This is a genomic window from Enterococcus sp. 22-H-5-01 (genome assembly GCF_050310005.1).
GTDB lineage: Bacteria > Bacillota > Bacilli > Lactobacillales > Enterococcaceae > Enterococcus_A > Enterococcus_A hailinensis.
The window spans coordinates 965593-988656 of the sequence record NZ_CP189993.1; the positions used below are offsets into that span (position 1 = coordinate 965593).

A 23064-nucleotide genomic window follows, 5' to 3' on the forward strand; every position below is an offset into this window, starting at 1 on the left:
ACAATCACTTACAGCTTTGGCCCTTGTGACTGGTATGGATGTTGTTGTTGTAAACCACCTTGTGTCAACATTTCGTCATAAAAAATACGACGAACATCTTTATCGGTCAATGGTGGTTTTTCTTTGGCAGCTTTAACTTCTTCTTGACGCATCTGATAGACATGTTTGATTCCTGCCATGTTAAGTCCATCAGATAGATAGTCCTTAATTTCCAGCAATACATCAATATCATTCAGAGAATACATCCTACGGTTTCCTTCGCTTCGTTCGGGATGGATCAATTCTTGCTCCTCATAGTACCGAATCTGCCGTGCAGTCAAATCAGTCAATTTCATAACTGTACCAATTGGAAAAACAGCAAGTGAGCGTCGCAATTCTTTTTCCCGCATTACATTTTCCTCCTCGTTGTTGATGATGTAGTTAATTTTAAATAAAAAAACTACACATGATGTTCATGCTCTATACCTTTGAATTAACAGCTATTAGCTAATCATCAGTTTAAGAAATAAGTAAAAATTTGATTTTTTCAAAAAGATAAACTTTGCTTTTCACAACGTTTATTTTGATGTTGAAAAAAGGATACCACCCGATAGACCAATCGTCAAGAGTTAATGTCATATTTTCTTACATCAAATTCAAAAAAGTTCATCTTTGCTTAAAAACAAATTTTTTGACAAAAAATAAAATCCAAAGTCACAGTGACTTTGGATTTGTATTAACGATAATATACTTCGTTCACAGCGTTTGCTACTGCAACTTTTACATGCTCAAAAGTTAACCCGCCTTGTAAATATAAAGAATACGGTTCTCTTAATGGACCATCTGCACTCAATTCGATACTTGCACCTTGAACAAAGGTTCCAGCCGCCATGATAATATCATCTTCATACCCCGCCATGTATGAAGGTATCGGAGCAACATATGCATCGATTGGAGAATACTTTTGAATCGCCTGACAAAATTGAATCATTTTTTCTCGATCACGAAAATCAATCAATTGGATCAAATCTGTTCGTGGTTGGTCCCATTTAGGTGTTGGTTCCAGATCATATTCTGCTAATAGCGCTGCAGAAAAAACAGCTCCTTGAATCGCTTGGCTTACTACATGCGGCGCTAAGAAAAATCCTTGTAGCATATCAAAGACACTTCCTAGCATCGCTCCGCCTTCCGCTCCAACTCCCGGTGTCGTCAAACGGTACGCACAGCGTTCGATCAAATCACTTTTCCCTGCGATATAGCCACCCGTTTTTGCAATGCCTCCGCCAGGATTCTTAATCAACGAACCGGCCATCAAATCGGCTCCCACTTGAACCGGTTCTATTAATTCAGCAAATTCGCCATAACAATTATCGACAAAAATCACGACATTTGGGGCGATAGTTTTAACAAAATCACACATTCCCTTGATTTTTTCAATCGTAAACGACGGACGCGCAGCATAGCCACGTGAACGTTGGATTGCCACGACTTTTGTTTTTTCAGTCAATTTATTCTTGATACCTTCAAAATCAACATCACCATTTTCAAGCAACTCTACTTTGTCATATCCGATGTTGTATTCTTTGAATGAACCGATACCATTTCCTTGAACACCAACCACTTCTAATAAAGTATCATATGGGGTACCCGTGATATACAGTAGATCATCGCCAGGACGTAATACACCAAATAACGAAGTAGCAATAGCATGTGTTCCCGAAACGATTTGTGGCCGCACAAGCGCTGCTTCTGCGCCTAAAGTTTGAGCATAGACAGCTTCCAAGACGTCTCTTCCCTGATCGTCATTTCCATAACCAGTCGATGGCAAAAAATGGCTTTCTGAGACATGATTTTCGCGAAAAGCAGTTAAAACTTTCGCCTGATTCGATAAAGCAACTTCTCGAATCTCTTGTAAACGATTCGCAATTTTCCGATCCACTTTATCAATTTTTTCAACTAACTCAGGAGCTAGCTCAGTTGTCCAATTCATCTTCCATTCTCCTAATCCAAAGCGATTGTTTCTTAGCAAATCCTCGTACAATATATGCTTCTTTTTCTTCATCAAAAGTCTCGCTTAAAACTAATGTTTCTCTTTTCATTTCGTTCAACGCTTGACCTTCAGCTGCATCCAATGTTAGTAAATACGGTTCTAATAGATCCATGATTTCTAATTTAATTGCTTCTGCAAGTGCCTCTTTGCCTTTTGTCGACTTCGCTGAGATCAATACATTCGGAAACAGTGTCGGCGTGAATGAAAAAGCGTCGATTCGATCTGCTTTATTGTAAATCGTCAACACAGGAATATCATCCATCTCTAAATCCTTTAATAGCGCCATTACCGTTTTTTCTTGCTGCTGACGGTCTTCTGCGCTTGCATCGACAACATGCAGCAATAAATCCATGCCTTTACTTTCTTCTAATGTCGATTGAAAAGCATTGACTAATTGGGTCGGTAGATCTTGAATGAAGCCAACAGTATCCGTAATCGTCGTTTCCATTCCTTGCGGAAGATGCCAGCGTTTTGTCAACGGATCTAACGTTGCGAATAATTGATCTTTCGAATAGGTATCTGCATTGGTCAATAAATTTAAAATAGTTGATTTCCCAGCATTTGTGTACCCGATCAAACCCATTTGAAGAATACTCGACTGCTGACGTTTTTGACGGCTCCTCTCACGATGAGCTTCAACTTCTTTTAACTCTTTTTTGATAGCCGAAATTTTTTGACGAATGTGACGGCGATCTGTTTCCAATTTGGTTTCCCCTGGACCACGAGTACCGATTCCACCACCTAGACGAGAAAGGCTTTGACCTTGTCCGACTAAACGCGGCAACAAATAATCCAGCTGCGCCAATTCAACTTGTAATTTTCCTTCTTTAGAGCGCGCACGTTGGGCAAAGATGTCTAAAATCAATTGGATCCGATCAATCACAGGCACGCCAACTTTTGTTTCAATCGTTTGACTTTGGCGCGGAGTTAATGCGTGATTAAAAATAACTAGCTCAGCCTCGTGCGCATCTACCAATTGTGCGAGTTCTTCAACCTTGCCTTTTCCAATGATCGTTTGACGATCTACACGTGGTCTTTTTTGAGTCAGTGAATGAACGATTTCTCCTTGAGCTGTTTTGGCAAGCCCAGCTAACTCATGCATCGATTCTAAATAGTTATTTTTGTTTTCGTCGGTTTCGACACCTACTAAAATGACTTTTTCTGTCAATCCGATCCCTCCTGTAACCATTTTTCGATGGTCATTTCGATCTCTTGCATTTCATCTGGATGCTGTACTAAATCATACCATTGAACAGTCATCCGATTTCTAAACCAAGTCAATTGACGTTTTGCATAGCGTCGTGATCGTAACTTGATTTCTTCAATTGCTGTTGCTAAAGAAATATCTCCTGATAAGTAAGGGAATAATTCTTTATAGCCAATACCTTGAGCAGCCTGAACTTCGGGTGTCTCAGCTAATATTTTAGCTTCCGCGATCAGTCCTTGTTCCATCATTATATCGACTCGTTGATTGATGCGTTGATATAAGAGCGCCCGATCTGTATTCAAACCAATCAAAAAACTATCATATAGTTCTTTGGGTTGTTCTTTAGGCTCTAAGATCGAATGGCCCGTCAATTCAAATACTTCTAACGCTCGAATCATTTTTTTTCGATTATTGTAATGGATTTTTACTGCTGCTAGCGGATCCACTGATTGTAATTTTTTCCATAACGCTTGATTGCCATTTTCTTCGGCATAAAGATCATATTTTTCTCGTAAGGCACCGTCTTCTGGTCCGCCTTCGCTACCTAGTTTATAGTCCCATAACAACGATTGGATATACAAGCCTGTTCCACCTACGATAATTGGTATTTTTCCTCGTTGCGTTATGTCTTCGATTGCCTTACGTGCGGCTTGCTGAAAATCAGCTGCTGAATATTGTTGATCGATATCTCGTACATCGATTAGATGATGTGGGATATCTTCCATTTCTGTCTGTGTTACTTTTGCTGTCCCAATATCTAATCCGCGATAGACTTGCATAGAATCACCACTAATGATTTCACCATTAAATTTTTTTGCTAATTCAATACTAAGACTGGTTTTTCCTACGGCGGTGGGACCTACGATTGCTATTACTTTCATTGCTTATACCTACTTCTTGCACGAATGGCTTTTTCAGGAAAATCAGTAATGATTCCTGCTAGATTATTTTCAAAACAAGTCATCATCGTTTCGTATAGATTTGGGATCCAAGGACGAAGTGACTTAGCATATGATTCAACGATTGCTGGATTTTTTTTGATCCAATCATAACTAGGATGTAGACCTTCTAAATAATCTGTTTCTAATACCCATTGATATTTTTCAGGATCATTTTTTTGGATCAAATCGTACTGTGCATCTGGTTCATACTCATGCATGATTTTTAATGAATCCACATTAAAGCTACAATAACCATAAGTAAATGGCCACGCTTGACTTGTCATAACTTCCGAAAGTTTTTCTTCAATTCTGGGATAATGGAATTTATTGGTTTTGATCTCAATGCATAGAAATCCCCGGAAGCGCATTTGCAAAAGTAAATTCAGTACTTCATTCAAAGTAGAGATTTTTGTTGCTTGATATTTCTTATCAAACCAACTACCCGCATCTAATTTTTTTATTTGCTCTAATGTCAATTCTCGGACCAAACCTTTGCCATCGGTCGTCCGATCGACACTCTCATCGTGAATCACGATCAACTGTTGATCTGCAGTCAGATGTACATCTAATTCAATACCATCTGCTCCTGTTCGTACAGCTTCCATAAATGCTGGCAGTGTATTTTCGGGATGCGTGCCCGCACTACCTCGATGAGCAATAATTACTGTCATCATTTACCACTCCCATCCATTTTTTATTTGCTTTGTTCTGTTTATTGAACTTTGAAATAGCTCAACGGTTGTTTAGTCGAGCGAGAAAGCGTCTGTTTCTTTTCATTTAAGATCTCTATTAATTGATCAGAGAAAGTCTCCATCACAATACGTCCACCTTTATACGTGTAACCGCCGATTTTTACAGTTTCTTCTGGAGATAAAATCACTTTTCGATGCGAAATATTTTTAAAGAATTCTTCAATTAGATAGGTTGGTAAATAGAAACTATTTTGTGCTGCAAAAGAATTTAAATAAATAAAATCATCGATAGTGATGTAGCAATCATCAAAGGCATTAAAAGACACATAATCTTGCATCAAAACATTTCGTTTCGAAAGAATCTCATTGACCTTTTTATTCAATAAGTTGATCGTTTCAATCTCTCTTACTTTATGTTCCAATTCTCTTTCTCGACGCTGACGTAACTCGATATGTCTAAACACCAAAAATCCAGCGATTCCGGCAATCAAAGCACCTAATAAAACACCGATCAATCCAATAATTGCAACTTCCACACTACGTTCCTCCAATGTCTGTTCACTTTTAATATTCAGTCTATCTATGAGCGAACGCCTACTTTACTTGTATTAAACATCAGCTTGATCGTTCGCTAAATTAATTTAATTTTGTTATCCTAGTATTTCTTGTTGATCAATGAAAATGAATTATCTTTCATTTGTCGCTTTATTTAATTGGTCGAAGTTTTCTAACTACTATAAAATAGCTAGAAATAACCACTCCTCATCGTTATCAATAGTACCATATTTTCTTATTTATAGGATAGTTTGACTTATCTAATTCTTACGAACAATCCATTTGACCAACCCTGACCAAAGTTGTATACTTTGTCTTAGGTTTTAGCATTCTATCCTTGATTGTGCTAAAATAATTTATGAACAATATTTTAAGGAGGATTCCACTATGAATTTAGTTCCTACAGTTATCGAACAATCATCCCGTGGCGAACGTGCTTACGACATTTACTCTCGTTTATTAAAAGACCGCATCATTATGTTAAGTGGTGAAGTAAACGATGATATGGCAAATACAATCATCGCCCAATTACTTTTCTTGGACGCACAGGATTCAGAAAAAGATATTTATCTTTATATCAACTCTCCTGGTGGGAGTGTCTCAGCTGGTTTAGCGATTTTTGATACAATGAATTTTGTCAAAGCTGATGTACAAACAATCGTATTAGGTATGGCCGCTTCAATGGGAAGTTTCCTATTAACCGCTGGTGCCAAAGGCAAACGTTTTGCTTTGCCAAATGCTGAAATCATGATTCACCAACCGCTTGGCGGCGCTCAAGGTCAAGCGACTGAGATCGAAATTGCTGCTCGTCACATTTTAAAAACCCGCGAACGTTTGAACAACATTCTAGCTGAACGCACAGGTCAACCGATCGATGTGATCGAACGTGATACAGATCGTGATAACTTCATGTCTGCTGAAGAAGCAAAAGCTTACGGTTTGATCGATGAAGTTATGGAAAACAGTAGCTCTTTAAGCTAAATAAAAAAACCGAGGATAGCCTCGGTTTTTTTTTATTTATAAACCAATATCTTCCAAAATCAAAAAAATAGCAATCCGATTTTTTGTCATCGAACGGCGGGTAATTGCGATCGTATTACAAATACATTCTGACTGAAGACAGTCCCCACAATTTCCTTTTTTGATACAAGGTGTTTTTTCCAGTCCTAATCGATGGGCATTTAAGGGGGCTGTGTTTTTACGAACCATTTCTAAAGTTGTATCCACATCTCCGTAAACTTTACGCATGCTGACAAAAGCCACAACTTTATCTGGACCATATGTTAAAGCGGCTACTCGATTCCCTACACTATCTACATTGACCAACTGCCCATCTTCTGAAATACCATTGATGCTCGTCAAAAAATAATCGGCAGTCAACGCTTTTTTCATTACACGATGTCGTTCTTCAAGTGTTTCTGTTTTTTCACGATCAATCAATTGCTGATTGCGTTGATATAATGCTTCGATAAGGCCAGATTTTTCAATCGTAATCGATCCACCAAAGCCAACTGTTTTATCCAATGCGATCATTGACAATGCTTTTTGCTTTGCTTCTTCTAAATTTTGGCAAATAATTACTTCAAAATTTCTTCGTTCCAATTTTTTACTCAGTGTTTGTGCTGCTAGTTCATACCGCTCTTTCACATACCTTTCCATCGCACTACGCTCCTTTATTTTCCTACTACTATTTTCAAGTATCTACAAAAAAATAACAACCCAAAATAATAGTATTTTTTTGATTTACAGTAAGTATTTTAATGTAGCAAACAAAAAAACTTTCTAAACCAGATATTTAAAAATCGGCAGCACCTATTTTAAATAATTTTCTGATTTAGAAAGTTTTTACGCTTTTTGCGAATAACCGGTTTGGTAATCGATCGTGATCCCGTTTTGAATATTGTAAACGAAAATATTAAATGAAATCTGATCATCCTCGACACTTTGGGCTTCCATCTGTACCCCACGAGCAACTAGCTCGTCACCTTTAAAATAAGGTGTCACGCGATAGCGCACATGATGATTGGTTTTACGGATATAATTACCGATTTCAATCTCATGCTCATTCATTCCAGGATCGTTCAACGAAGCAGTCCCCGTCATCAAATTCTTTAGATTATTATTCTCACCAGAAAATTGAAAAGCAATCAGATGTGCCCGATTGTAGAGCGGCTCATCTTGATAGAATTTCTGATGCCATCCTGTTGGTTTTACATACAATCTTTCCCGCTCTTTAGTTGGCATCAATTCTTTACCTAACATAGCATTCGCTTGTCCAACACGATTCAGTGAATCCAAATCTGAAAAAGTCGTCCACGAACCTTTGGTTAAGGAAAGATCTGCTTTTGAAAAATCTGGTTGATTTGCATTCAATTGGATCGTTTGATTTTTCCCATCGTAATCAGGAACATCCGAAACGTTGCTTACAGCAACCTGTTTGGTTTCATTTACTGATTCCGTTGGTTTTACTTGTGTATAGACGCCATAAACTGCTGCGATAATCACAGCGACGATCGAGATTATCGTAGAGTTTTTTTTCTTTGTTGCGATGGTCTTTCCACTCCTAATTCCTACTTATTGGTTTGTTGCCAAATCTCTTTGATAGCTGGAACATTCCCTAACTCTGTCAAATTACTTGGCATGATAACCGTATTGCCATTATTTTCAACCACATGTTTGAATGCTTCAATTCCAAGATAAGCAATCATTTCATCCGTTAGATTACTTTCGGCAATAGCTTTGTTAATTTCTTTGATTCGGGCAGTCTCTGCTTGGGTGATTTTTTCGATGCGATCTGCTTCTGCCATCGCATCGATTCGTGTACGTTCAGCGCGTGCATCCGCATCAATTTTTGTTTGGCGCGCTCGCGCTTCAGCATCAATTTGCATTTCAGATGATTTCGCTTCTGATTCTAAAATAACTGATTGTTTCTTCCCTTCAGAAATCGTGATCAATGATTCTTTGTCACGACTGGCAGTGATCAATTTATTCATAGAATTAACGATCTCATTCGAAACTGAAATTTCACCGATATTGATCCGATCGATCGACAATCCGTAGCCAGCTGTAATATCTTTGACACTTTCATAGAGATTAACGTTGATTTCTTCCGTCCCGTTTAATACTTCATTCAATTCCATTTTACCAATAATGCCACGTAAATTAGATTGGCAGTCTTGGATCATTGAAGTGACAGAATCTTCATTATCATAAACAAACGCCCGCGCATCCGTTACGTGATATTTGATTGCTTCATCAATTTCGACGATCACATTATCTCTTGTAATAACATTTTGAGGTTCGATTTGAATCGGTGTTTGTTTTAATGAAACACGGCGACGAACTACATAAAGGATCGGAATCAAGAAATGCAGACCCGGTTCCAACGTTTTCACATATTTACCAAAGCTTTCAACTACTTTGACTTCCCCTTGTTGGACGATCACGATCAACTGACTAAGTACAAATAAAACGACGATCACTAATAAGATAAATAGAACGATATTAAAGATTAACAATATAATTCACATCACTTTCTTTTAGACTATTATTGACAACCACTAACAATTCTCGACTCGTAAAGTCGATGACTTCCAGCATGTCCCCCTCTTCCGGCGGACCATTCAATACTTTGTAATCATACCAACTACCAAAAATGCGAATAATCCCAAGTTCAATGGCACTTTTACTGCGAAAACATTTCCCAATTGTTTTCTGCATTTGATAATCCACTTTCTCCACTCCTTCCAAAGGTGTTTCTCTCCCTTTGTGATAGTATATCAGAATTTCAGTTAATATATTTTTATTCCTTTAAAACACTTTACACTTAGCTAGACTTTTTTTAAACTAACGAAAGAATGGAGGTTTCAAATGGATAAAAGTAAAAAACAATGGTGGGGACTATTGGTGATCCCGGTGGAAATGATCATCAATTTTTATCTTTTCCCCCTTTTCAACATTGAAAAAGATCCAATTATCAATTTAATAAGTACTACGATTTTATTTATTTTAGGATTTCTAATCATGATGTATCTTTTCCATGATTTTTTAAAAGCCCAATGGCGACTTTACCGCCCAAAACTTTTTCGTAAATTGCTATTAAGTATTATTTTGATGGTCGGGGTTTTCGTTATAATTTCTTTGGTACGCGGACTAATTCCTGACCATTTACTTGAAACTACAACAACTACTTCTAGCGCTGCCGTACTTCGTAAACCTGGTTGGGCTGTCTTAGCCGCTATAACGCCTTTTTTAGCACCTTTTGCTGAAGAATTGACTTTCCGCTATTTATTGCTCGGCAAAATCGCCAATAATTTTCTTCGTGTCCCGATGTTGATTATTCAAGGAATTTTATTTGGCTTGATCCACTGGCATTCTTTTGGCGGAAATGTCTATGCAACTATCCCCTATATGGTAGTCGGGATTTACTTAGGCGTGATCTATCTCTTTTCAAAAAATATTTGGAGTTCACTGATCGTCCATTGGATGTTGAATACAATAAATTCATTACTCCCAGCACTTTTTATCCTGATTTTAAGCTTTTTTGGCCTTACGTCTTGATCCTCCTTGTGAGGATTTTTTTGTTGTCATAATTGCGTGTAGCTAAAAAATAAAAGGCCACCTATCCCACAAATTAATAGTTGACTAATAGCCTAAATAAACACTTCCAAAGAAAAGTCATACCTTTCAGTTTTCAAACGTTGCTCATTTTCCCATGCGAATAAAAACAAAATCACCAGAAATAAAAAGAGCAGCCACTTATTCACCCAATTGCTGAACTTACCGCTAAAATCGATTTGAATCGGTAAGTTTTCTGGCAGATAACTAAAATAAAAAATACCTATAAGAAGATAAACCGTTGCACACAAATAACTGATTCGCTGAATCCAACGATAAATTTGCCACTTTTTCACTTTTTCTCCTTCTTTGGCTAATTAGTATAAATTTCTAATAAACCAAACACTAGCGGATTGGAATAGAAAAACATTTTTTTCTATTTACAATTAATTCTTGATATGACTGAGTTAAATTTATAACTTTCAATAGAAAATATTCTTTTGCGATACGCTCTATATAAACAAAAAAACCAACGCTCAGCCACAAACGTTGGTTACTTCAGCGACTAATGGCGCCTATGCAAAAGATGAACTCTCACACCTTACTTAGCATACATCACATAGTAAAAATATAGCAAGCAGTCCTTTAACTTTTTAGATACAAAAAAACCGCCTCTAAAAAAGAGACGGTAACATAGTTGTTTTAATTAAGCTTTAACGATGTTAGTTGCTTGAGGTCCACGTTGGCCTTCTTCAACGTCAAAAGTTACTGCTTGGCCTTCTTCTAAAGTTTTGAATCCGTCGCCTTGGATTGCTGAGAAGTGTGCAAATACGTCGTTGCCGTCTTCGCCAGTGATGAAACCAAAGCCTTTATCTGAGTTAAACCATTTTACAGTACCGTTATTCATAAATATTTCCTCCTGATACGCATCAAAGTACGTTCTTTATTTTTGCAATTAATTGTTGATAGTAAAAGGAGTTTAATACTGTTAAATATATAGCTCAAATCACATTTCAAAATCGATTACTTAATTAGTATAGCATGCTCCGAATTATAATGCTACCTATTTGCTGAATTAATATAGTTATATTTTCCTAAAGAAAGCTTTAAAGCGATTATTACAGCATTTTAAGCCATAAAAAAAATACTAAATAACTATCTTAACAACAGTCATTTAGTATTTTAAGCGGGTGACGAGTTTCTAGACCATTTTGTTAAGTTTAATTTCCGCTTTATATATACTCAGGCACATCTTTTGTGATGTGTCTTTACTTTTAACATCGAATACTTTTTGGGTAATATTTGGGTAATTAACACTTTACAAAATAGAACGTTTGTTCGTATAATGTAATTAACAAAGTCGAGGTGTAATTGCATGGAATCTTTAAATGGTATTGTGGGTAGTATCAAAATATTGAAGTTTTCTGAACGTCCCCTGCTGTATTTTAAGTTAGATGATCAATCGTGTTTAATTGCTAGTCACTCGTTGAACTTTATGGCTGATGTCGAAAACGGAATGCGGATAGCAGTTGCTGGTGTATATAATAGTAGAAAACAGTTTGTTGTGAAGAAATATGCGGTAATCGGTCAGACTAAAATGATGATGGAATTTACTAGTATGAAAAGTATGTAATAGCCCTGATAATTCGGGATTTTTTTGTTTTTATTAGGGAAAAGCATTGACTTTGTTATACCTCGGAGGTATAATATAAATATAGAAAGGAGTTGAGAAAATGCTAGACAATATAGAAAAAGCCATCAAAATTGTTTTCTACTTTCTAAGTAGTGTACAGCTACTTAAAAAAATCAACGAAAACAATTCAGATGACTAACCATGAGGGGCTAAGCCCCTCTCTATATTATTATAATAGCATGAACTTCATGAAAAATAAAATTATGTATGCTGTTCTATTTGTAATGTGTATTATTGCCTTAGTACTAACTATACTTGATAGACCTTTGCCTATAATAGGCGGTATATTCCCATTGATAATAGTTTACGTATTGATAGTGGATAGAAAGGATAAGAAATAATGACCGAAAAGAAAACTTCCGAAGCCCAATTAAGAGCTAATAAGAAATGGAAAGAAAAAAATAAAGAACAAATGAATTATATTCGTAAACGTTCTGCTGCAAAAGGCTTTGTTAAAGTTGCCACGCTCGACGATCTGGCGGAGTTAGAACAACTGATTGAGGATAGAAAAAAAGACCTTAGCGATTGCTAGGGTCTTTAAAAATTTTTTCTTTCTTTATAATGATAATTTTTTATCATTTCATCTGTTATCTCACAATTATAAATTCCTGTATCATAGGCATGTTCCCAAGGACCACCTTTTACATGTGATTGTTCGACTAATTCTGAAGCAGTCATGCTCCCATATTCATTGAGAGTTATTTGGAGTGCTTCTAAAATTTCTTTTGCCGAATTACTCAAAGCAATTTTTGCTAAAGGAGCCGGAATAGGAACATCCTTTAATTGAAATTTCGGGCCATCTTCATCTTCAATTGCTTCTTTTCCAAATCCTTTATAAAGTTGATAAACTTCTTCTACCACAGGACCGTATTTATAAGCAACTATTTTTTCAGGAAATAGCTTTTTCCCCGATATATTCAAGTATGTAGCATAAGCGAAATAAATAAGTTTTTGTAACTTCAAGTTTGTTATAGAACCTATAGATAGAAAGAATTTAGCTATATCAGTAACGTCAATGTCCCTATCATTCTTTAGCAAATTAAAAAAAACATCTTTGTCTTCGTGAATAATAACGTCCTTGAAGAAGGAATCTTTCTCCACTACACTTTTCCACTCACAACTATCAGTAGTTAGTTTGTGAATTCCAAATTCCATTTGGCCTAAATAAAATTCACTCTCATCTAAAAATTTCTTAATAATGTCTTTATCAAGTTGGTTTTCAGATGCGTAATGCCAACCAATTCTCGTGCCACCTTCATAATAACTAGAAATAGCAATAAAATGATATGCCATCACTCATCATCCTTTCTTAATCTTCCTGCCTTATATTGTCTCGGCCAATTAATATAATTTCTCTTCGACTTGTGTTCAGAATGAGACAACTCATTGAGTTTTGAATCTGAACTATTCCATATTTGTAATTCCCAAGGAAAATATATATTTTTACTATTTTTGAAGTAAATATGTGTGCCTTTATAACCTTCTTTATTTCTATTATACCATTTCATTAAGGTCAATTCACTTTTAAGGCTTGTCATCATATTTATGAATTCATCTGTACAGGGATCAAAACAATCAAATGTTAATCTAAAGCCTAGCATGTCATTTAAACATTTTTGAATAGGAATTTCTCCATTATTATTCGTTAAATAGTAATGGAGAATTTTATTCTGTATTGATTCTTTTTGTTTAACCCTTATACGCCCATCACTACTAGCGTAATCATATTCAAAATCCGAATAAGCAATAACAAGATTTAGCTTACTATGATATTCATTTATGTACTCTAAAAAATCCGAATCTATTCCCTCAGATGAAATACAATCTTTAATTTCAAATTTTTTAAGGTTGATAATATTTTCCTTTTTATCAAAATGATCCTCAGATATTGACCTATGAATACCGTTAATATCTCTAATCGCCTTCTCAATAATCTCTAAGTCTGACAAACGAATTCTCCTATTTTAGCAAAATATCAATAGTGAAAGATTATCATTAGATTTAGTCAAAGTAAAGCGTTAAAAATCTATGTACCCTGTAGGAATCGAACCTACGACCGGACGGTTATGAGCCGTCTGCTCTAACCAACTGAGCTAAGGGTGCGTAATAAAACAGCCAAGTAAATTGGACACTTGACTGCTTAGGTAACTTTACATAAAAGATATCTAACCCACTAAATTGTTTTTTAGTAACACTTCTAGAAGATCTGAAGTTGGATTAGGCTTACTCCAGTCATATTTTGGCATTTTTTTACCGTTATTATCCCAGTAAATTGTTTCTAAAATGGTAGCTTGAGCTGGGTCCGTTAAAATTTTAATCTTATCCCCTGAAAAATAGTACATTGCGCTTCCCTTTTTGTATAATGCTTGCATTGTTGTTTCCTCCTTAGTTGAATTATCGCTATTACCTCCTGGTGTTGCTGAATCAATTGCCTCAAGCTTTCCAGGATTTTGTCTTTTAATTGCGTTATATGTTGCTACAAAGTTACTCAAATAAGATTGATAACCTATTGCAGCATAATCACTTCTTGCTCCACCAATACGAAATAGACCTTTTACATAGGATTCAACATTCGTTGTTCCTTCAACATTATAGAGTCCATTTCTTTTAGATAAAATAAAACTATATGCATTAAAAAAGTCATCTAACCTAGCAAAATGAACATAGTAACCACCTTCATTTGATGGACGTGCAGTCCCCCGACTAGTTTGAATTCCTAAATCACCAGGATAAGAAAATGGTTCTGATACACCCGACCAATTATTATCCACACTTCCTACATAAGAAGTATTTGGGTCTCCCCAACGACTTTCTAGAAACATTTGTGCAATCATAAAACTTGGTTTTATATTACTTCTAGTTCCGTAATGAATCACTGACTGGATATTTCCTTGTGAAAGTGAGAAACCGCTGTTTACAAGAGCTCCAAGCTCATATCCACCAGATCCCTGATTTCCACCTGTTTTTAAAATAGGAATTGGGTTTAACCAAGTTCCATCATCAACTGCCCAACTGCCCAGCGCTGATCTCCAATCCTTCTGTGTAATACCTAAGTGCAAATGGGAGCTATTTAATCGTGCTATACGTTGACCTTTAGTCACTCTGCTTCCATTAGCGACAAAAATATCACTCATAGATAATGAAAATTCTTGGTACATGACTTGATAAGGCGGTGCAGAAATAACAATTACTGCATTTAGCCCTCCGCCTTCAATACCTGTATAAATAATTTGACCATCCGTTACAGCGAGAATGTCGCTTCCCTGTCCATAAATAGCTGAACCGAAATCGAAGCCATCATGGAAATAAGAGCCTCCTGGTCGATGGTAACTAGTAAGTCCAAATTGTTGACCATCCTCATAAGCACCCGTGTATGCTTTTTTAAAGGGCCAACCCCAGTTATTTGCCATAAGTAATCCTTCTTTCTTTTTTGTGCGTCCACATTTTTTACATATATGTCTTAGTACAATTCTTATTTTACTTTTTGTAGTTTGTTAAAAGAGTTCAAACCTTAGTTCCAACCCAAGCGCTTTGAAATTTCCTTCAATAATTCAAGATCTCTTCTTTTTACTGTCGATTCACTTAAGCATGTTTCATAGGCCACAATGGCATTTTCTTTAGTGGAGTACCCATTTAAATATTTGGATTGAAAGATATCTACAATTTCTGGTGTAGAATCCGATAGGAGTTCCTCTACTGTTTGATAAAAACATTTATTAAATACCAATTGATTGATTGTCCATTCCTCAGTGGAATGTTTTAAGTAAGGATAATTTTCAATCACTTCATTATTTGTAGATAGTATCTCAGTAAACTGGCTTAATGTTTTTTCAATTGATTTATAATCCCACAATAGTTTTCTGATATGTGCGCGAACTGTTTTTTCCATGTATGATTCTCCACCTTTATTCTTTAATAAAACAAAGTTAAAAGTCCCTAAACGGTTAAGTCTAGGGACTTTAATCGGTTCACTTTTAGTAAGCATTCCCATATACAACCGACCAATCCAATGTACGTCGTGCGACATAGCGACGTTCGGCTCCTATGTCAAGAATCCGCACACAAAAAGGCGAATACTTTTCAAAATAATTTACGATACTTCTTTATTCAAACAAAAATCCCCGTTTTAACCTATTTTTTATAATTTTATTTGGAGTTTTCCTGAAAAAGAGTAGCCTAAATAACCGTTTTTAGATAAATTTTAAAAACGGTACGGGCATAAGCTAGGAAACCAATGAAATACGGTCATTATTGTACCAACGGATATAGCTGTCAATTCCCACGATTGCTTCATCCAGTGATTGGAAGCTTTGAAAATTTACATATTCTCTCTTTAAAATAGAATGAAAGCTCTCAATTCTTGCATTGTCTCCAGGACATCCTTTACGGGAATAAGAATGTTTGATATTTAGCTGTATTAAACTATTTTCGAATAAATCACTTGTGTATTGACTTCCCATATCGCTATGAATTATTTTTGTCCCTAATGATTTTAAAATTTGTTGATCAATCACGCTGATAGCGAGCTCTTTTGTCATGTTAGCTCCTATTTTATGTGCTTCAACCCGTCGGGTTTCAGGATTATAAAGACTGGCTAAGTAGACCCATTTACGTTTCACAGGAATATAGGTAATATCTGTTAACAAGACACTAGATTTATTTCTTAATTTCTTTATCAAGTTAGGCCGCTGAGCGATTTCGGTATAGCTTTTCGGTTTCTTCATTTTCCGAACCATTCGTGATTTGATTCCTAATTCCCGCATGAGACGATAACTAAGATAGCGACTAATTGAGAGATTTAACTTTTCTTTAAAGTATTTTGTTATTCGAGGATAGCCGTACATGGGGTGTTTTAACCAACAATCTAATACTTGTTGCTTAAGAAATTGACGTCTCTGCTCTGATTTGCTCGGCTTCCACTTCAAAAAATCGTAGTAAGTTGATCTAGAAATATTCAAAACCTGTAAAATTCGGGTAATGCGGTGTCCTGCATCTAAGTTACACTGAATGATTCTTAAAATGACCTCTCTCCCTTGCTTCTTTAATTTTTTGCCAGAAGCACCGCTGCTCGCTTTAAAATGTCGAGTTCCTCTCTCAATCGTTTGTTTTCTTTTACTAACTCACGTTCTCTTATTGAAAGAATACCCCTATCATTGGGATCTGCTTGGCGAATCCATTTGCTAATTGTTGAGACGCTCACGTTATATTCTCTAGACAATGAGTTAGCAGACCGCCCGGTCTGACTCAGAGATATCATGGATTCTCTAAATTCTTGTGAATATCTTGTAGCTGAATTTTTTGTTTGCATAATAAAAAACTCCTTTAATAGATTATAGCGAACAACTTGTCCGTAATCATATTATAGGAGCCTCCCGTACTAAGTAGTAATTCAAAGACTGCTTTTTCTTTCGGCTTCAAACAAGCGTTACGCATAAGTTCCACTTCAATCGGAGAAAAGGCTTTTTTTAGTCGCTTTTCAACTTTGATATTTTCTACTCTTTTCCCTGGATCTTTTGAAATATATTCTTCTTCATACAACCAACTAAAAAATCGGCAGATACATCCGCGTTCTCTATTCAAAGTTGCTGATGACAAATGGTCATTCATTTGACGGTTAGCAATATATAAACGTATATCGTTGGTTGTTACATCTTTAAAGTCAACTCTTACCCAACGGTTAAATTTATCGATTGTTCGCATAGCTAATTCGATTGTTCCAGCCGACAGTCCGCGAAGCTTCATAGATACAAAATACTGCTTATATGCTGCTAAATCGCTAGATTCGTCATAAATAATCACCTCTCTGCTCTCTTTTTCTAGCTGTATATTTTCTAAGCGAATAGTCAAAATGATCTTTAGTTTTTGCAATTGACTTAACCCAAGTTCTGGTTCCATGCCACGAATGACAGAATTTACAAACTGCTCTTTCATATCCATGACTTACCACCCTTTCGGATTCATCTTGTATAGGTGTCAAATTGTTCTTCTACTTCTTCACGTATGATTTGATCAGGCTCGCGAACAGTTAAAAAATATTCGTTTGCTTGAAGAATTTCAGTTATAATCAGGACTTTATTTTTTTGTTTTTCATACCCTTTTGGCATGTCCTTTACAAATTCACGCACTTTTCGATTAATTAAGACACGATCTCTAACTCTCATCTCAATCCTCCGTTTTTCAAACGATCAATTTTACATCTCAACAACGTTTCTTTTTTTAACAACCACTCTAAAATTTTTTTCTTTTAGAGCTTTTTTATCACTTTCATGCCAATTAATGATTTCAAAAGATGCCGTGTTTCGATATTCATTAATTAATTTCCCAATGATTGGCTGATTCAACCAACTATCTTCAATCTTATAAAACGCCTCATGCGTAAATTTAGTACGTTTAGGACTTATCCAGTTCTTCATTTCTTGCAACTTATCTTTCTCTGGCTTTTTATTGCTAGCTTTTTTCTTTTGCATCCGTATCTTTCCGGCACAACTGTTGCAATAAGTCAGTTTACACATGCTTGAATTTATAACTTTACGTTCTTTGCCGCATGAACAGCGAGCGATCCATTCTTTGTCTTTTCCAGTTGGTTTGGTGATTGTATAGTTACCGTATACTTCCCCAGTGCGATCACGTCTTTTGTGTTTTACTGTTTCCATAAGCAACCTCTTTTCACTTTAAGTATTCAAGAATATTTTTTCGATAATCAATCATGCCATTCGCTTGATCAACTTTATACTGCTCTAATCGAGCAATAGGAATTGATTTGCGGTTGATTAAAAGCATTTCTTGTTCAATGTTCAGATAGTCCTCAATATCGACTAAGAACACTCTTGTAGCGTTTTCTAAGGCAATCAGTAGAAATGCACAGGCACCGTCCTTCTTAAAATCACTTAAGAATTCTTTTTGATGTGGTTTTACTGTAATGACCTTACCAGACCCGAAAGGAAAACTTGTTTTATTCGAAGTCAGCTTACAATCAAAAGCAATCGGCGTTCCATCCAAATGACCAATAAAGTCGCATCCTGTTTTTGCGTCTCTCACAATTATTTGACGATTTCCTTGCCGAATTGTTTTTGTACCGTTTGGGATTTTCTCAACGACCCCGAATCCTTTGGTTCGATACAGTCGATTCACACCCTCGATGCGTTTCTCAAATTGGCTCCACGGCTTCACGCAACCGCCGCCTTACGCTGTAATTGCACAAGCTTGTCCTCTGCGTTATTTCGCCATTGAGAATAGCTTCCTTCCTGCAATTTGCAATAGTCATATCTGCCGTTATAGATAGTCAGCCAGCAAACCTCCATAAATCGACAAAATTTAGTTTGCGATTCTGGACCTTCTGGTTTTAGTTGTTCCATGCTTGCTTCAAAACGATCAAATGTTCCGTTTAGCTTTTCTTGAGCGTCTTCTGGTAACAGGGATATAATGGCACCCGCTAATTCTAAATCAGTCATTCTGCTTTTCCTCCTTCAGCTAAATGTCGATATTTTTCATACTTTTGTTTCATTTTTTGTTTATCTTCTGCACTTAGTTCCTCTTTTGGTGGGTGTGCTATGTGATCAGGTAATGGTTCGACGCGTCCTTTAGATTTAGAGAATCCGCTTGTATTTTTTCTGTTGGCTTGCCCTCTCATCGTCTCGTATTTTTCACGAAGTTTTTTAGCAGACAACACTACGCTTGACCAAAAAGGATCAGTGGTCGCCCACTCTATCATGTTGCTTACTTGTTGTTCGGTCCGCTTGTCGATCTCGATCGTTTTCCGAATATCATCCGCCCAGCGGTTTAAATTCGGCTCTTTGATTTCCTGATTCTGACAAATCTGTTTGAATAACTTATCTGCAAGCTGATAATAAATACTATCGGTGTCGTAAATGCGCTCTTTGCGTTGCGACGAAGATGTTTTATTATTCTTATCATTCTTGTAATTCTTATAATTCTTGTTTGTGTTCACTCGTTGTTCATCCGTTGTTCGTTCGTTGTTCACTTGCTGTTCATTCGATTGATAGTCGTTCCAATTTATTATTGATACGACGCTATATTTAGTAGTCGATTTGATGTTCAACATTTGCTCTTTTTCAAATTTCTTTAGCCATCTCCATGCAGTTCCGCTGTTCACTTGATGTGCAACGTTAACGCCTTCGTTTAGTTCTTTAGTGATTGCGTCGCGCCCAGTGACGAATTCTCCGCTGTTCAATTCGATTTCTTGACCATTGAATAAAATTTTTCGACCATCATGTGAGGCCTTCATCAAGCAGAGACACCAGAGCTTGAACATATCTGAATTTGTCCAAACAAATGAATTAGTGATTTTGCGGTAAAGCTTTATATAACCGACGTTCACTTACTCCACCGCCTTTATATTCCTTCCGGATACTTATCGTTGAATTTCTTTCTTAGTATACGTATCGTTTCGCGTACACATCCTCGTGGATCATTAAATATTTCTGATCCAGAGAATCGGAGTAATGCATCACATTCGTCTGCCAGTTCTCTTTCTCTTTGTTTATCAAGTTTCACTTGTTCTTTTGTCTTCTCATGAAAATCATGACCATCAATTTCTACAAAGAGTTTTAACAAAGGTACGCTGACTGGATAGTAATCAATTACTTCAAAACAAAAATCTATATAAAAAGTTTTTTCTCCTTTTATTACTTTGTATTGGGGCACTACGTTAACAAACACATCGTTTCCTAGTTCATTGTAAATCCGCTCATAATTTATCCAAACGAGATACATTCGTTCAACTGGACTTTTTGTTTCATCCAGTTCTGAAATCAACTCTTCTGAATAGAATTCTAGTATTTTCGATATCTCTTTATTGACTGACGTTTCGTATAAATGTGTATTCTTTTCTATAGACTTCATATAGTCCAAAATCGTTCCTCCTTCCTATTGATAGATAAGAGGGAGAAATTCTCCCTCACTAGTTTTTCAGAATGGTAGATCATCATCTGTGATGTTGACACCACCGTTTGCAATACTTTTAGCTTCAGCAAATGGATCAGTTCCTGGGAGCGGGTCTTGGAATGTATTATTACTGGTACGTGTTTTTTCTTGATGTTCAGATGGACGTTTAATCCCATTTGGCTTACTGCCCTCTTGATTAAATTTGTGATATCCTTTTACTACTAAATTGTGTCTCCCATTGAATTCGTTTTTCTTCCAATCCACTGTAATATTGAGTTGTTTGCCCTTTAACGCTTGTACTATCTGTTGAACACTTTCAATTTTTGTTCCATCAGGTATTCCTACCGCAGCTAAAACCGTATTAAAACGTTTGACCGACATCTCAATGTTGTCATTTTTCCAAACTAAGTTGTCATAAAGTACCTTACCGCCTGCATACTTTCCATCTACAACTTCGTAATTCAATACAGCCATGTCTTCCTGTGTTTGCTGAGTTTTCTTGCATTCAGAGTCCGATAGAATTTTTACATTATAGCTACCAGCTTCTCCTACTGATTTACCAAATACGTTTTGTGAATCTACTACAAATAATGTCATTTAAATTACCTCTTCCTGTTTGTTGTTTACTAAATCATTTGCTTCAATAAGTTTGCGATCGTCTAATCTATTTTTTGCATGATTTCCATTTTCTGGATCTAAATCAATTAATCGTTTGCCTCCGTCAATATAAATGCGACCTACGACATCAAACATTGATGTAAATGCATTGAATGTCTTTTCATTCATATCTGCACTGAAACGTCCTTTTCCATCTAATCCATTCGTACCATTGTCATTTTGGTGAGCTGTTACATAAATGGTCTTTCCACTTTCTCTTAACTTATAGCCTAGTTGTCTAAACCATAGTTGTAATTTTTGATAATTCTGCCGTCCATCTTTTGAAGCACCATCAATATTTTCAAGAACTAAATTCTGTAAACCTGTTACATTGTCTAAAATGATGACATCAAATTCGGGATTGTTTATAGCCTTTGTAACTGCTTTAATAACCAACTGTTGAATAATTGGAAAGTCTTGTTCTTCGATAACCAAAACGGATGTATCAATATCCTTTCTTATCGGATTAGTAGATTTGTCGAAAGTAATCAGCCATTTTTCTCCCGAAAATTGTTTCGTTAACGATGTTTTTCCTGTTCCTCCATCTCCATAGATAAAGAACATATTTGCTTGTTCTGGAAGTGTTCCTTTAGGATAAAATTTCATTTTAGACCTCCTTAATAACAATTTTTTCTTCTTGAGGTGTTACTTTTACAAAATCGATAAGTTCACCGTCTGGGCTAACGACAGTGCCATTCGGCAGTACAGAAACAACCTTTTTAAATTCTTGTTTCTTTACTGACTCTTTCGTTTCAATAAGTTCTGCAAGTCCTAGCTTCTTTAACTTGTCTACAGCATCAGTTTGATATTCCCATAAATCTGGTTGCTTACGTGTGCTCACAACACCGTGTGGTGTTTTTACCTTAGCCTTTTTATCTGTTTTTCTTAATACGTGTAAATATTCGGCTAATTTATGCTGGAAAAATTCGATACTTTCATGATTGCTTGTTGTCTCTTTTCTTTCCCAGTCTTCAAGACGTTCATGCTCTTTATCAGCGAATTGCTTTACTTCTTCATTCGCTTTTTTTAAAGCTAAAATCTTTCTAAATGCCCAATCTGCACTTTCAATACTATCTACTTGCCAGCTTTGTGTTTCTTCTGTTCTAACGTTACTTTTTTCAAGATCTTCTAATTCATATCTTTCAAGAGCATTCATCTTCATCCCAACCTTCCATACTTTGAGTTTCTTGTTCAGTAGGTTTTACTCCCCAGTCTGGGTTGTTCTTATAGTCATCGATTGCTTGTTCTAAACTTGGCATTGATAAAACCTCTTTTCCTCTGCTATAATGTAAGCAATCATTATTTTTAATTGTGACTTACTTTGGCTTGCAGGCGAGTAAGTCTTTTTTTGTGCCTTCTCATAGTCCTAACACTTTCTTGACGATTAAATTTACAACAAATGAAACTGGTATTAATAGCAACGCTACTGGCCAATATCCTGTTAATACAATTCCGATTATTCCACCTAAAAATATTGCTTTAGAAGTTCTAAGGGTTGCTTTTTTTTGAGCTAATTCAACGGGAATCATTGGTACAATCTTGTAATCTCTTCTCATGCTCTCGCCTCCAACTTTTCAAATATAGAATCTTTACTTAATAAATCTGTTGCATCTACGTTTAATGCAGCAGCTAGTTTGACCACTGTTTCAACTTGTACCCTTTCTTTTCCTTCCCAGTCGTTTTTAATTCGACTGATCACGGCAATAGAAACTCCACTTTTTTTTGCTAACTCTGTAACTTTTATTGGCTTTCCAAATCCCATACACAGATACAGATTTCTAGATAATCTTCTAGCTAGATCATTCATTTGTTTTTCTGAATTAACCACT

Annotated in this window: 33 protein-coding genes and 1 tRNA gene; 4 read left to right on the forward strand and 30 right to left on the reverse strand. The window is 36.1% G+C overall.

Going from position 1 to position 23064, the window contains the following annotated elements; all coding sequences use genetic code 11:
- Window positions 1-8: 8 nt before the first annotated feature.
- From ACQKTA_RS04910 to ACQKTA_RS04935, 6 genes are all read right to left on the reverse strand, one after another.
- Entirely contained in the window at window positions 9-389 is a 381-nt protein-coding gene (locus ACQKTA_RS04910; protein WP_071858538.1) for a MerR family transcriptional regulator, read from the reverse strand.
- Between the two features lie 326 nt (window positions 390-715).
- Window positions 716-1969, reverse strand: a complete 1254-nt coding sequence (locus tag ACQKTA_RS04915) for an aminotransferase class I/II-fold pyridoxal phosphate-dependent enzyme (RefSeq protein WP_427814396.1) — start codon at window positions 1967-1969, stop codon at window positions 716-718.
- Complete coding sequence (gene hflX, locus ACQKTA_RS04920; protein ID WP_427814397.1) at window positions 1953-3197, reverse strand: GTPase HflX; 1245 nt, start codon at window positions 3195-3197, stop codon at window positions 1953-1955. The genes ACQKTA_RS04915 and hflX overlap by 17 nt, the downstream gene beginning before the upstream one ends.
- On the reverse strand, window positions 3194-4117 hold the full coding sequence (gene miaA / locus ACQKTA_RS04925) for a tRNA (adenosine(37)-N6)-dimethylallyltransferase MiaA (RefSeq protein WP_427814398.1): 924 nt from the start codon (window positions 4115-4117) through the stop codon (window positions 3194-3196). Before miaA ends, hflX begins: the two co-directional genes overlap by 4 nt.
- Entirely contained in the window at window positions 4114-4848 is a 735-nt protein-coding gene (locus ACQKTA_RS04930) for a glycerophosphodiester phosphodiesterase family protein (RefSeq protein ID WP_427814399.1), read from the reverse strand. Before ACQKTA_RS04930 ends, miaA begins: the two co-directional genes overlap by 4 nt.
- A gap of 41 nt (window positions 4849-4889) precedes the next feature.
- A complete protein-coding gene (locus ACQKTA_RS04935; protein WP_427814400.1) occupies window positions 4890-5405 on the reverse strand; it encodes a hypothetical protein in 516 nt (171 codons plus the stop codon).
- Window positions 5406-5811: 406 nt separating this feature from the next.
- Here ACQKTA_RS04935 and clpP point away from each other — a divergent pair, with 406 nt between their 5' ends.
- Window positions 5812-6405, forward strand: coding sequence for an ATP-dependent Clp endopeptidase proteolytic subunit ClpP (gene clpP, locus ACQKTA_RS04940; RefSeq protein WP_071858544.1), 594 nt, complete (start codon window positions 5812-5814; stop codon window positions 6403-6405).
- Window positions 6406-6441: 36 nt separating this feature from the next.
- On the opposite strand, the gene ACQKTA_RS04945 is transcribed toward clpP, so the two are convergent.
- From ACQKTA_RS04945 to ACQKTA_RS04960, 4 genes are all read right to left on the reverse strand, one after another.
- Entirely contained in the window at window positions 6442-7083 is a 642-nt protein-coding gene (locus tag ACQKTA_RS04945) for a lactate utilization protein (RefSeq protein ID WP_427814401.1), read from the reverse strand.
- A 186-nt stretch (window positions 7084-7269) separates the two neighbouring features.
- Window positions 7270-7923, reverse strand: a complete 654-nt coding sequence (locus ACQKTA_RS04950; RefSeq protein ID WP_427814511.1) for a DNA/RNA non-specific endonuclease — start codon at window positions 7921-7923, stop codon at window positions 7270-7272.
- Window positions 7924-7994: 71 nt separating this feature from the next.
- A complete protein-coding gene (locus ACQKTA_RS04955) occupies window positions 7995-8942 on the reverse strand; it encodes an SPFH domain-containing protein (RefSeq protein WP_427814402.1) in 948 nt (315 codons plus the stop codon).
- Complete coding sequence (locus ACQKTA_RS04960; protein WP_427814512.1) at window positions 8929-9144, reverse strand: hypothetical protein; 216 nt, start codon at window positions 9142-9144, stop codon at window positions 8929-8931. The genes ACQKTA_RS04955 and ACQKTA_RS04960 overlap by 14 nt, the downstream gene beginning before the upstream one ends.
- Window positions 9145-9294: 150 nt before the next feature.
- On the opposite strand from ACQKTA_RS04960, the gene ACQKTA_RS04965 reads away from it, so the two are divergent.
- Window positions 9295-9984: a CPBP family intramembrane glutamic endopeptidase gene (locus tag ACQKTA_RS04965; protein ID WP_427814403.1), complete on the forward strand. Its 690-nt coding sequence runs from the start codon at window positions 9295-9297 to the stop codon at window positions 9982-9984.
- 92 nt (window positions 9985-10076) lie between these two features.
- Here ACQKTA_RS04965 and ACQKTA_RS04970 read toward each other — a convergent pair whose 3' ends face one another.
- The gene (locus ACQKTA_RS04970) at window positions 10077-10337 is read right to left on the reverse strand and encodes a DUF1648 domain-containing protein (protein ID WP_427814404.1); all 261 of its coding nucleotides are present in this window, start codon (window positions 10335-10337) and stop codon (window positions 10077-10079) included.
- Window positions 10338-10687: 350 nt separating this feature from the next.
- Window positions 10688-10888, reverse strand: a complete 201-nt coding sequence (locus ACQKTA_RS04975; RefSeq protein WP_332580294.1) for a cold-shock protein — start codon at window positions 10886-10888, stop codon at window positions 10688-10690.
- A 468-nt stretch (window positions 10889-11356) separates the two neighbouring features.
- On the opposite strand from ACQKTA_RS04975, the gene ACQKTA_RS04980 reads away from it, so the two are divergent.
- Together ACQKTA_RS04980 and ACQKTA_RS04985 are read left to right on the forward strand one after the other, a co-directional pair.
- Window positions 11357-11614, forward strand: coding sequence for a hypothetical protein (locus tag ACQKTA_RS04980; protein ID WP_427814405.1), 258 nt, complete (start codon window positions 11357-11359; stop codon window positions 11612-11614).
- A 400-nt stretch (window positions 11615-12014) separates the two neighbouring features.
- Entirely contained in the window at window positions 12015-12206 is a 192-nt protein-coding gene (locus ACQKTA_RS04985; protein WP_427814406.1) for a hypothetical protein, read from the forward strand.
- A gap of 5 nt (window positions 12207-12211) precedes the next feature.
- Here ACQKTA_RS04985 and ACQKTA_RS04990 read toward each other — a convergent pair whose 3' ends face one another.
- The 18 genes from ACQKTA_RS04990 to ACQKTA_RS05075 all read right to left on the reverse strand — a co-directional run bounded on the left by ACQKTA_RS04990 (window position 12212) and on the right by ACQKTA_RS05075 (window position 23063).
- On the reverse strand, window positions 12212-12967 hold the full coding sequence (locus ACQKTA_RS04990; protein ID WP_427814407.1) for a Panacea domain-containing protein: 756 nt from the start codon (window positions 12965-12967) through the stop codon (window positions 12212-12214).
- A complete protein-coding gene (locus tag ACQKTA_RS04995) occupies window positions 12967-13623 on the reverse strand; it encodes a hypothetical protein (protein ID WP_427814408.1) in 657 nt (218 codons plus the stop codon). The genes ACQKTA_RS04990 and ACQKTA_RS04995 overlap by 1 nt, the downstream gene beginning before the upstream one ends.
- An 80-nt stretch (window positions 13624-13703) precedes the next feature.
- A tRNA-Ile gene (locus ACQKTA_RS05000) sits at window positions 13704-13777 on the reverse strand.
- Between the two features lie 62 nt (window positions 13778-13839).
- On the reverse strand, window positions 13840-15084 hold the full coding sequence (locus ACQKTA_RS05005; protein ID WP_427814409.1) for a glucosaminidase domain-containing protein: 1245 nt from the start codon (window positions 15082-15084) through the stop codon (window positions 13840-13842).
- Window positions 15085-15185: 101 nt separating this feature from the next.
- On the reverse strand, window positions 15186-15563 hold the full coding sequence (locus tag ACQKTA_RS05010) for a transcriptional regulator (protein WP_427814410.1): 378 nt from the start codon (window positions 15561-15563) through the stop codon (window positions 15186-15188).
- A gap of 334 nt (window positions 15564-15897) precedes the next feature.
- Window positions 15898-16982 (reverse strand): IS3 family transposase gene (locus ACQKTA_RS05015; RefSeq protein ID WP_427813514.1). Its coding sequence is split into 2 segments (ribosomal slippage): window positions 15898-16745 and window positions 16745-16982, totalling 1086 coding nucleotides; the frame shifts between segments, so codons are not numbered across the junction.
- A 14-nt stretch (window positions 16983-16996) separates the two neighbouring features.
- Entirely contained in the window at window positions 16997-17611 is a 615-nt protein-coding gene (locus ACQKTA_RS05020; RefSeq protein WP_427814411.1) for a tyrosine-type recombinase/integrase, read from the reverse strand.
- 20 nt (window positions 17612-17631) lie between these two features.
- Window positions 17632-17835 (reverse strand): hypothetical protein, encoded by a 204-nt coding sequence (locus tag ACQKTA_RS05025; RefSeq protein ID WP_427814412.1) that lies wholly within the window; start codon window positions 17833-17835, stop codon window positions 17632-17634.
- A 30-nt stretch (window positions 17836-17865) separates the two neighbouring features.
- Window positions 17866-18327, reverse strand: coding sequence for a hypothetical protein (locus ACQKTA_RS05030; RefSeq protein ID WP_427814413.1), 462 nt, complete (start codon window positions 18325-18327; stop codon window positions 17866-17868).
- A 13-nt stretch (window positions 18328-18340) separates the two neighbouring features.
- A complete protein-coding gene (locus ACQKTA_RS05035) occupies window positions 18341-18844 on the reverse strand; it encodes a Holliday junction resolvase RecU (protein WP_427814414.1) in 504 nt (167 codons plus the stop codon).
- Window positions 18841-19125 carry a hypothetical protein gene (locus ACQKTA_RS05040; RefSeq protein ID WP_427814415.1) on the reverse strand — a complete coding sequence of 95 codons (285 nt, stop codon included), beginning with the start codon at window positions 19123-19125 and terminating at the stop codon, window positions 18841-18843. The genes ACQKTA_RS05035 and ACQKTA_RS05040 overlap by 4 nt, the downstream gene beginning before the upstream one ends.
- The gene (locus ACQKTA_RS05045) at window positions 19122-20012 is read right to left on the reverse strand and encodes a replication protein (protein WP_427814416.1); all 891 of its coding nucleotides are present in this window, start codon (window positions 20010-20012) and stop codon (window positions 19122-19124) included. The genes ACQKTA_RS05040 and ACQKTA_RS05045 overlap by 4 nt, the downstream gene beginning before the upstream one ends.
- Before the next feature lie 14 nt (window positions 20013-20026).
- Complete coding sequence (locus ACQKTA_RS05050; protein ID WP_427814513.1) at window positions 20027-20536, reverse strand: DUF559 domain-containing protein; 510 nt, start codon at window positions 20534-20536, stop codon at window positions 20027-20029.
- Between the two features lie 66 nt (window positions 20537-20602).
- The gene (locus tag ACQKTA_RS05055; RefSeq protein WP_427814417.1) at window positions 20603-21175 is read right to left on the reverse strand and encodes a DUF669 domain-containing protein; all 573 of its coding nucleotides are present in this window, start codon (window positions 21173-21175) and stop codon (window positions 20603-20605) included.
- Window positions 21176-21841 (reverse strand): AAA family ATPase, encoded by a 666-nt coding sequence (locus tag ACQKTA_RS05060; protein ID WP_427814418.1) that lies wholly within the window; start codon window positions 21839-21841, stop codon window positions 21176-21178.
- 1 nt (window position 21842) lies between these two features.
- Complete coding sequence (locus ACQKTA_RS05065; protein WP_427814419.1) at window positions 21843-22397, reverse strand: host-nuclease inhibitor Gam family protein; 555 nt, start codon at window positions 22395-22397, stop codon at window positions 21843-21845.
- A 196-nt stretch (window positions 22398-22593) separates the two neighbouring features.
- A complete protein-coding gene (locus tag ACQKTA_RS05070) occupies window positions 22594-22791 on the reverse strand; it encodes a hypothetical protein (RefSeq protein WP_427814420.1) in 198 nt (65 codons plus the stop codon).
- The gene (locus tag ACQKTA_RS05075) at window positions 22788-23063 is read right to left on the reverse strand and encodes a helix-turn-helix domain-containing protein (protein WP_427814421.1); all 276 of its coding nucleotides are present in this window, start codon (window positions 23061-23063) and stop codon (window positions 22788-22790) included. Before ACQKTA_RS05075 ends, ACQKTA_RS05070 begins: the two co-directional genes overlap by 4 nt.
- Window position 23064: the final 1 nt, after the last annotated feature.

Excerpts from the sequence above, each read along its gene's own strand:
- ACQKTA_RS04910 (WP_071858538.1), bottom strand. The coding sequence starts at position 389 with ATGCGGGAAAAAGAATTGCGACGCTCACTTGCTGTTTTTCCAATTGGT.
- ACQKTA_RS04915 (WP_427814396.1), bottom strand. The coding sequence starts at position 1,969 with ATGAATTGGACAACTGAGCTAGCTCCTGAGTTAGTTGAAAAAATTGAT.
- miaA (WP_427814398.1), bottom strand. The coding sequence starts at position 4,117 with ATGAAAGTAATAGCAATCGTAGGTCCCACCGCCGTAGGAAAAACCAGT.
- ACQKTA_RS04930 (WP_427814399.1), bottom strand. The coding sequence starts at position 4,848 with ATGACAGTAATTATTGCTCATCGAGGTAGTGCGGGCACGCATCCCGAA.
- clpP (WP_071858544.1), top strand. The coding sequence starts at position 5,812 with ATGAATTTAGTTCCTACAGTTATCGAACAATCATCCCGTGGCGAACGT.
- ACQKTA_RS04945 (WP_427814401.1), bottom strand. The coding sequence starts at position 7,083 with ATGGAAAGGTATGTGAAAGAGCGGTATGAACTAGCAGCACAAACACTG.
- ACQKTA_RS04960 (WP_427814512.1), bottom strand. The coding sequence starts at position 9,144 with ATGCAGAAAACAATTGGGAAATGTTTTCGCAGTAAAAGTGCCATTGAA.
- ACQKTA_RS04965 (WP_427814403.1), top strand. The coding sequence starts at position 9,295 with ATGGATAAAAGTAAAAAACAATGGTGGGGACTATTGGTGATCCCGGTG.
- ACQKTA_RS04975 (WP_332580294.1), bottom strand. The coding sequence starts at position 10,888 with ATGAATAACGGTACTGTAAAATGGTTTAACTCAGATAAAGGCTTTGGT.
- ACQKTA_RS04980 (WP_427814405.1), top strand. The coding sequence starts at position 11,357 with ATGGAATCTTTAAATGGTATTGTGGGTAGTATCAAAATATTGAAGTTT.
- ACQKTA_RS04985 (WP_427814406.1), top strand. The coding sequence starts at position 12,015 with ATGACCGAAAAGAAAACTTCCGAAGCCCAATTAAGAGCTAATAAGAAA.
- ACQKTA_RS04990 (WP_427814407.1), bottom strand. The coding sequence starts at position 12,967 with ATGGCATATCATTTTATTGCTATTTCTAGTTATTATGAAGGTGGCACG.
- ACQKTA_RS05005 (WP_427814409.1), bottom strand. The coding sequence starts at position 15,084 with ATGGCAAATAACTGGGGTTGGCCCTTTAAAAAAGCATACACGGGTGCT.
- ACQKTA_RS05010 (WP_427814410.1), bottom strand. The coding sequence starts at position 15,563 with ATGGAAAAAACAGTTCGCGCACATATCAGAAAACTATTGTGGGATTAT.
- ACQKTA_RS05020 (WP_427814411.1), bottom strand. The coding sequence starts at position 17,611 with ATGGATATGAAAGAGCAGTTTGTAAATTCTGTCATTCGTGGCATGGAA.
- ACQKTA_RS05025 (WP_427814412.1), bottom strand. The coding sequence starts at position 17,835 with ATGAGAGTTAGAGATCGTGTCTTAATTAATCGAAAAGTGCGTGAATTT.
- ACQKTA_RS05030 (WP_427814413.1), bottom strand. The coding sequence starts at position 18,327 with ATGGAAACAGTAAAACACAAAAGACGTGATCGCACTGGGGAAGTATAC.
- ACQKTA_RS05040 (WP_427814415.1), bottom strand. The coding sequence starts at position 19,125 with ATGACTGATTTAGAATTAGCGGGTGCCATTATATCCCTGTTACCAGAA.
- ACQKTA_RS05050 (WP_427814513.1), bottom strand. The coding sequence starts at position 20,536 with ATGAAGTCTATAGAAAAGAATACACATTTATACGAAACGTCAGTCAAT.
- ACQKTA_RS05055 (WP_427814417.1), bottom strand. The coding sequence starts at position 21,175 with ATGACATTATTTGTAGTAGATTCACAAAACGTATTTGGTAAATCAGTA.
- ACQKTA_RS05060 (WP_427814418.1), bottom strand. The coding sequence starts at position 21,841 with ATGAAATTTTATCCTAAAGGAACACTTCCAGAACAAGCAAATATGTTC.
- ACQKTA_RS05065 (WP_427814419.1), bottom strand. The coding sequence starts at position 22,397 with ATGAAGATGAATGCTCTTGAAAGATATGAATTAGAAGATCTTGAAAAA.
- ACQKTA_RS05070 (WP_427814420.1), bottom strand. The coding sequence starts at position 22,791 with ATGAGAAGAGATTACAAGATTGTACCAATGATTCCCGTTGAATTAGCT.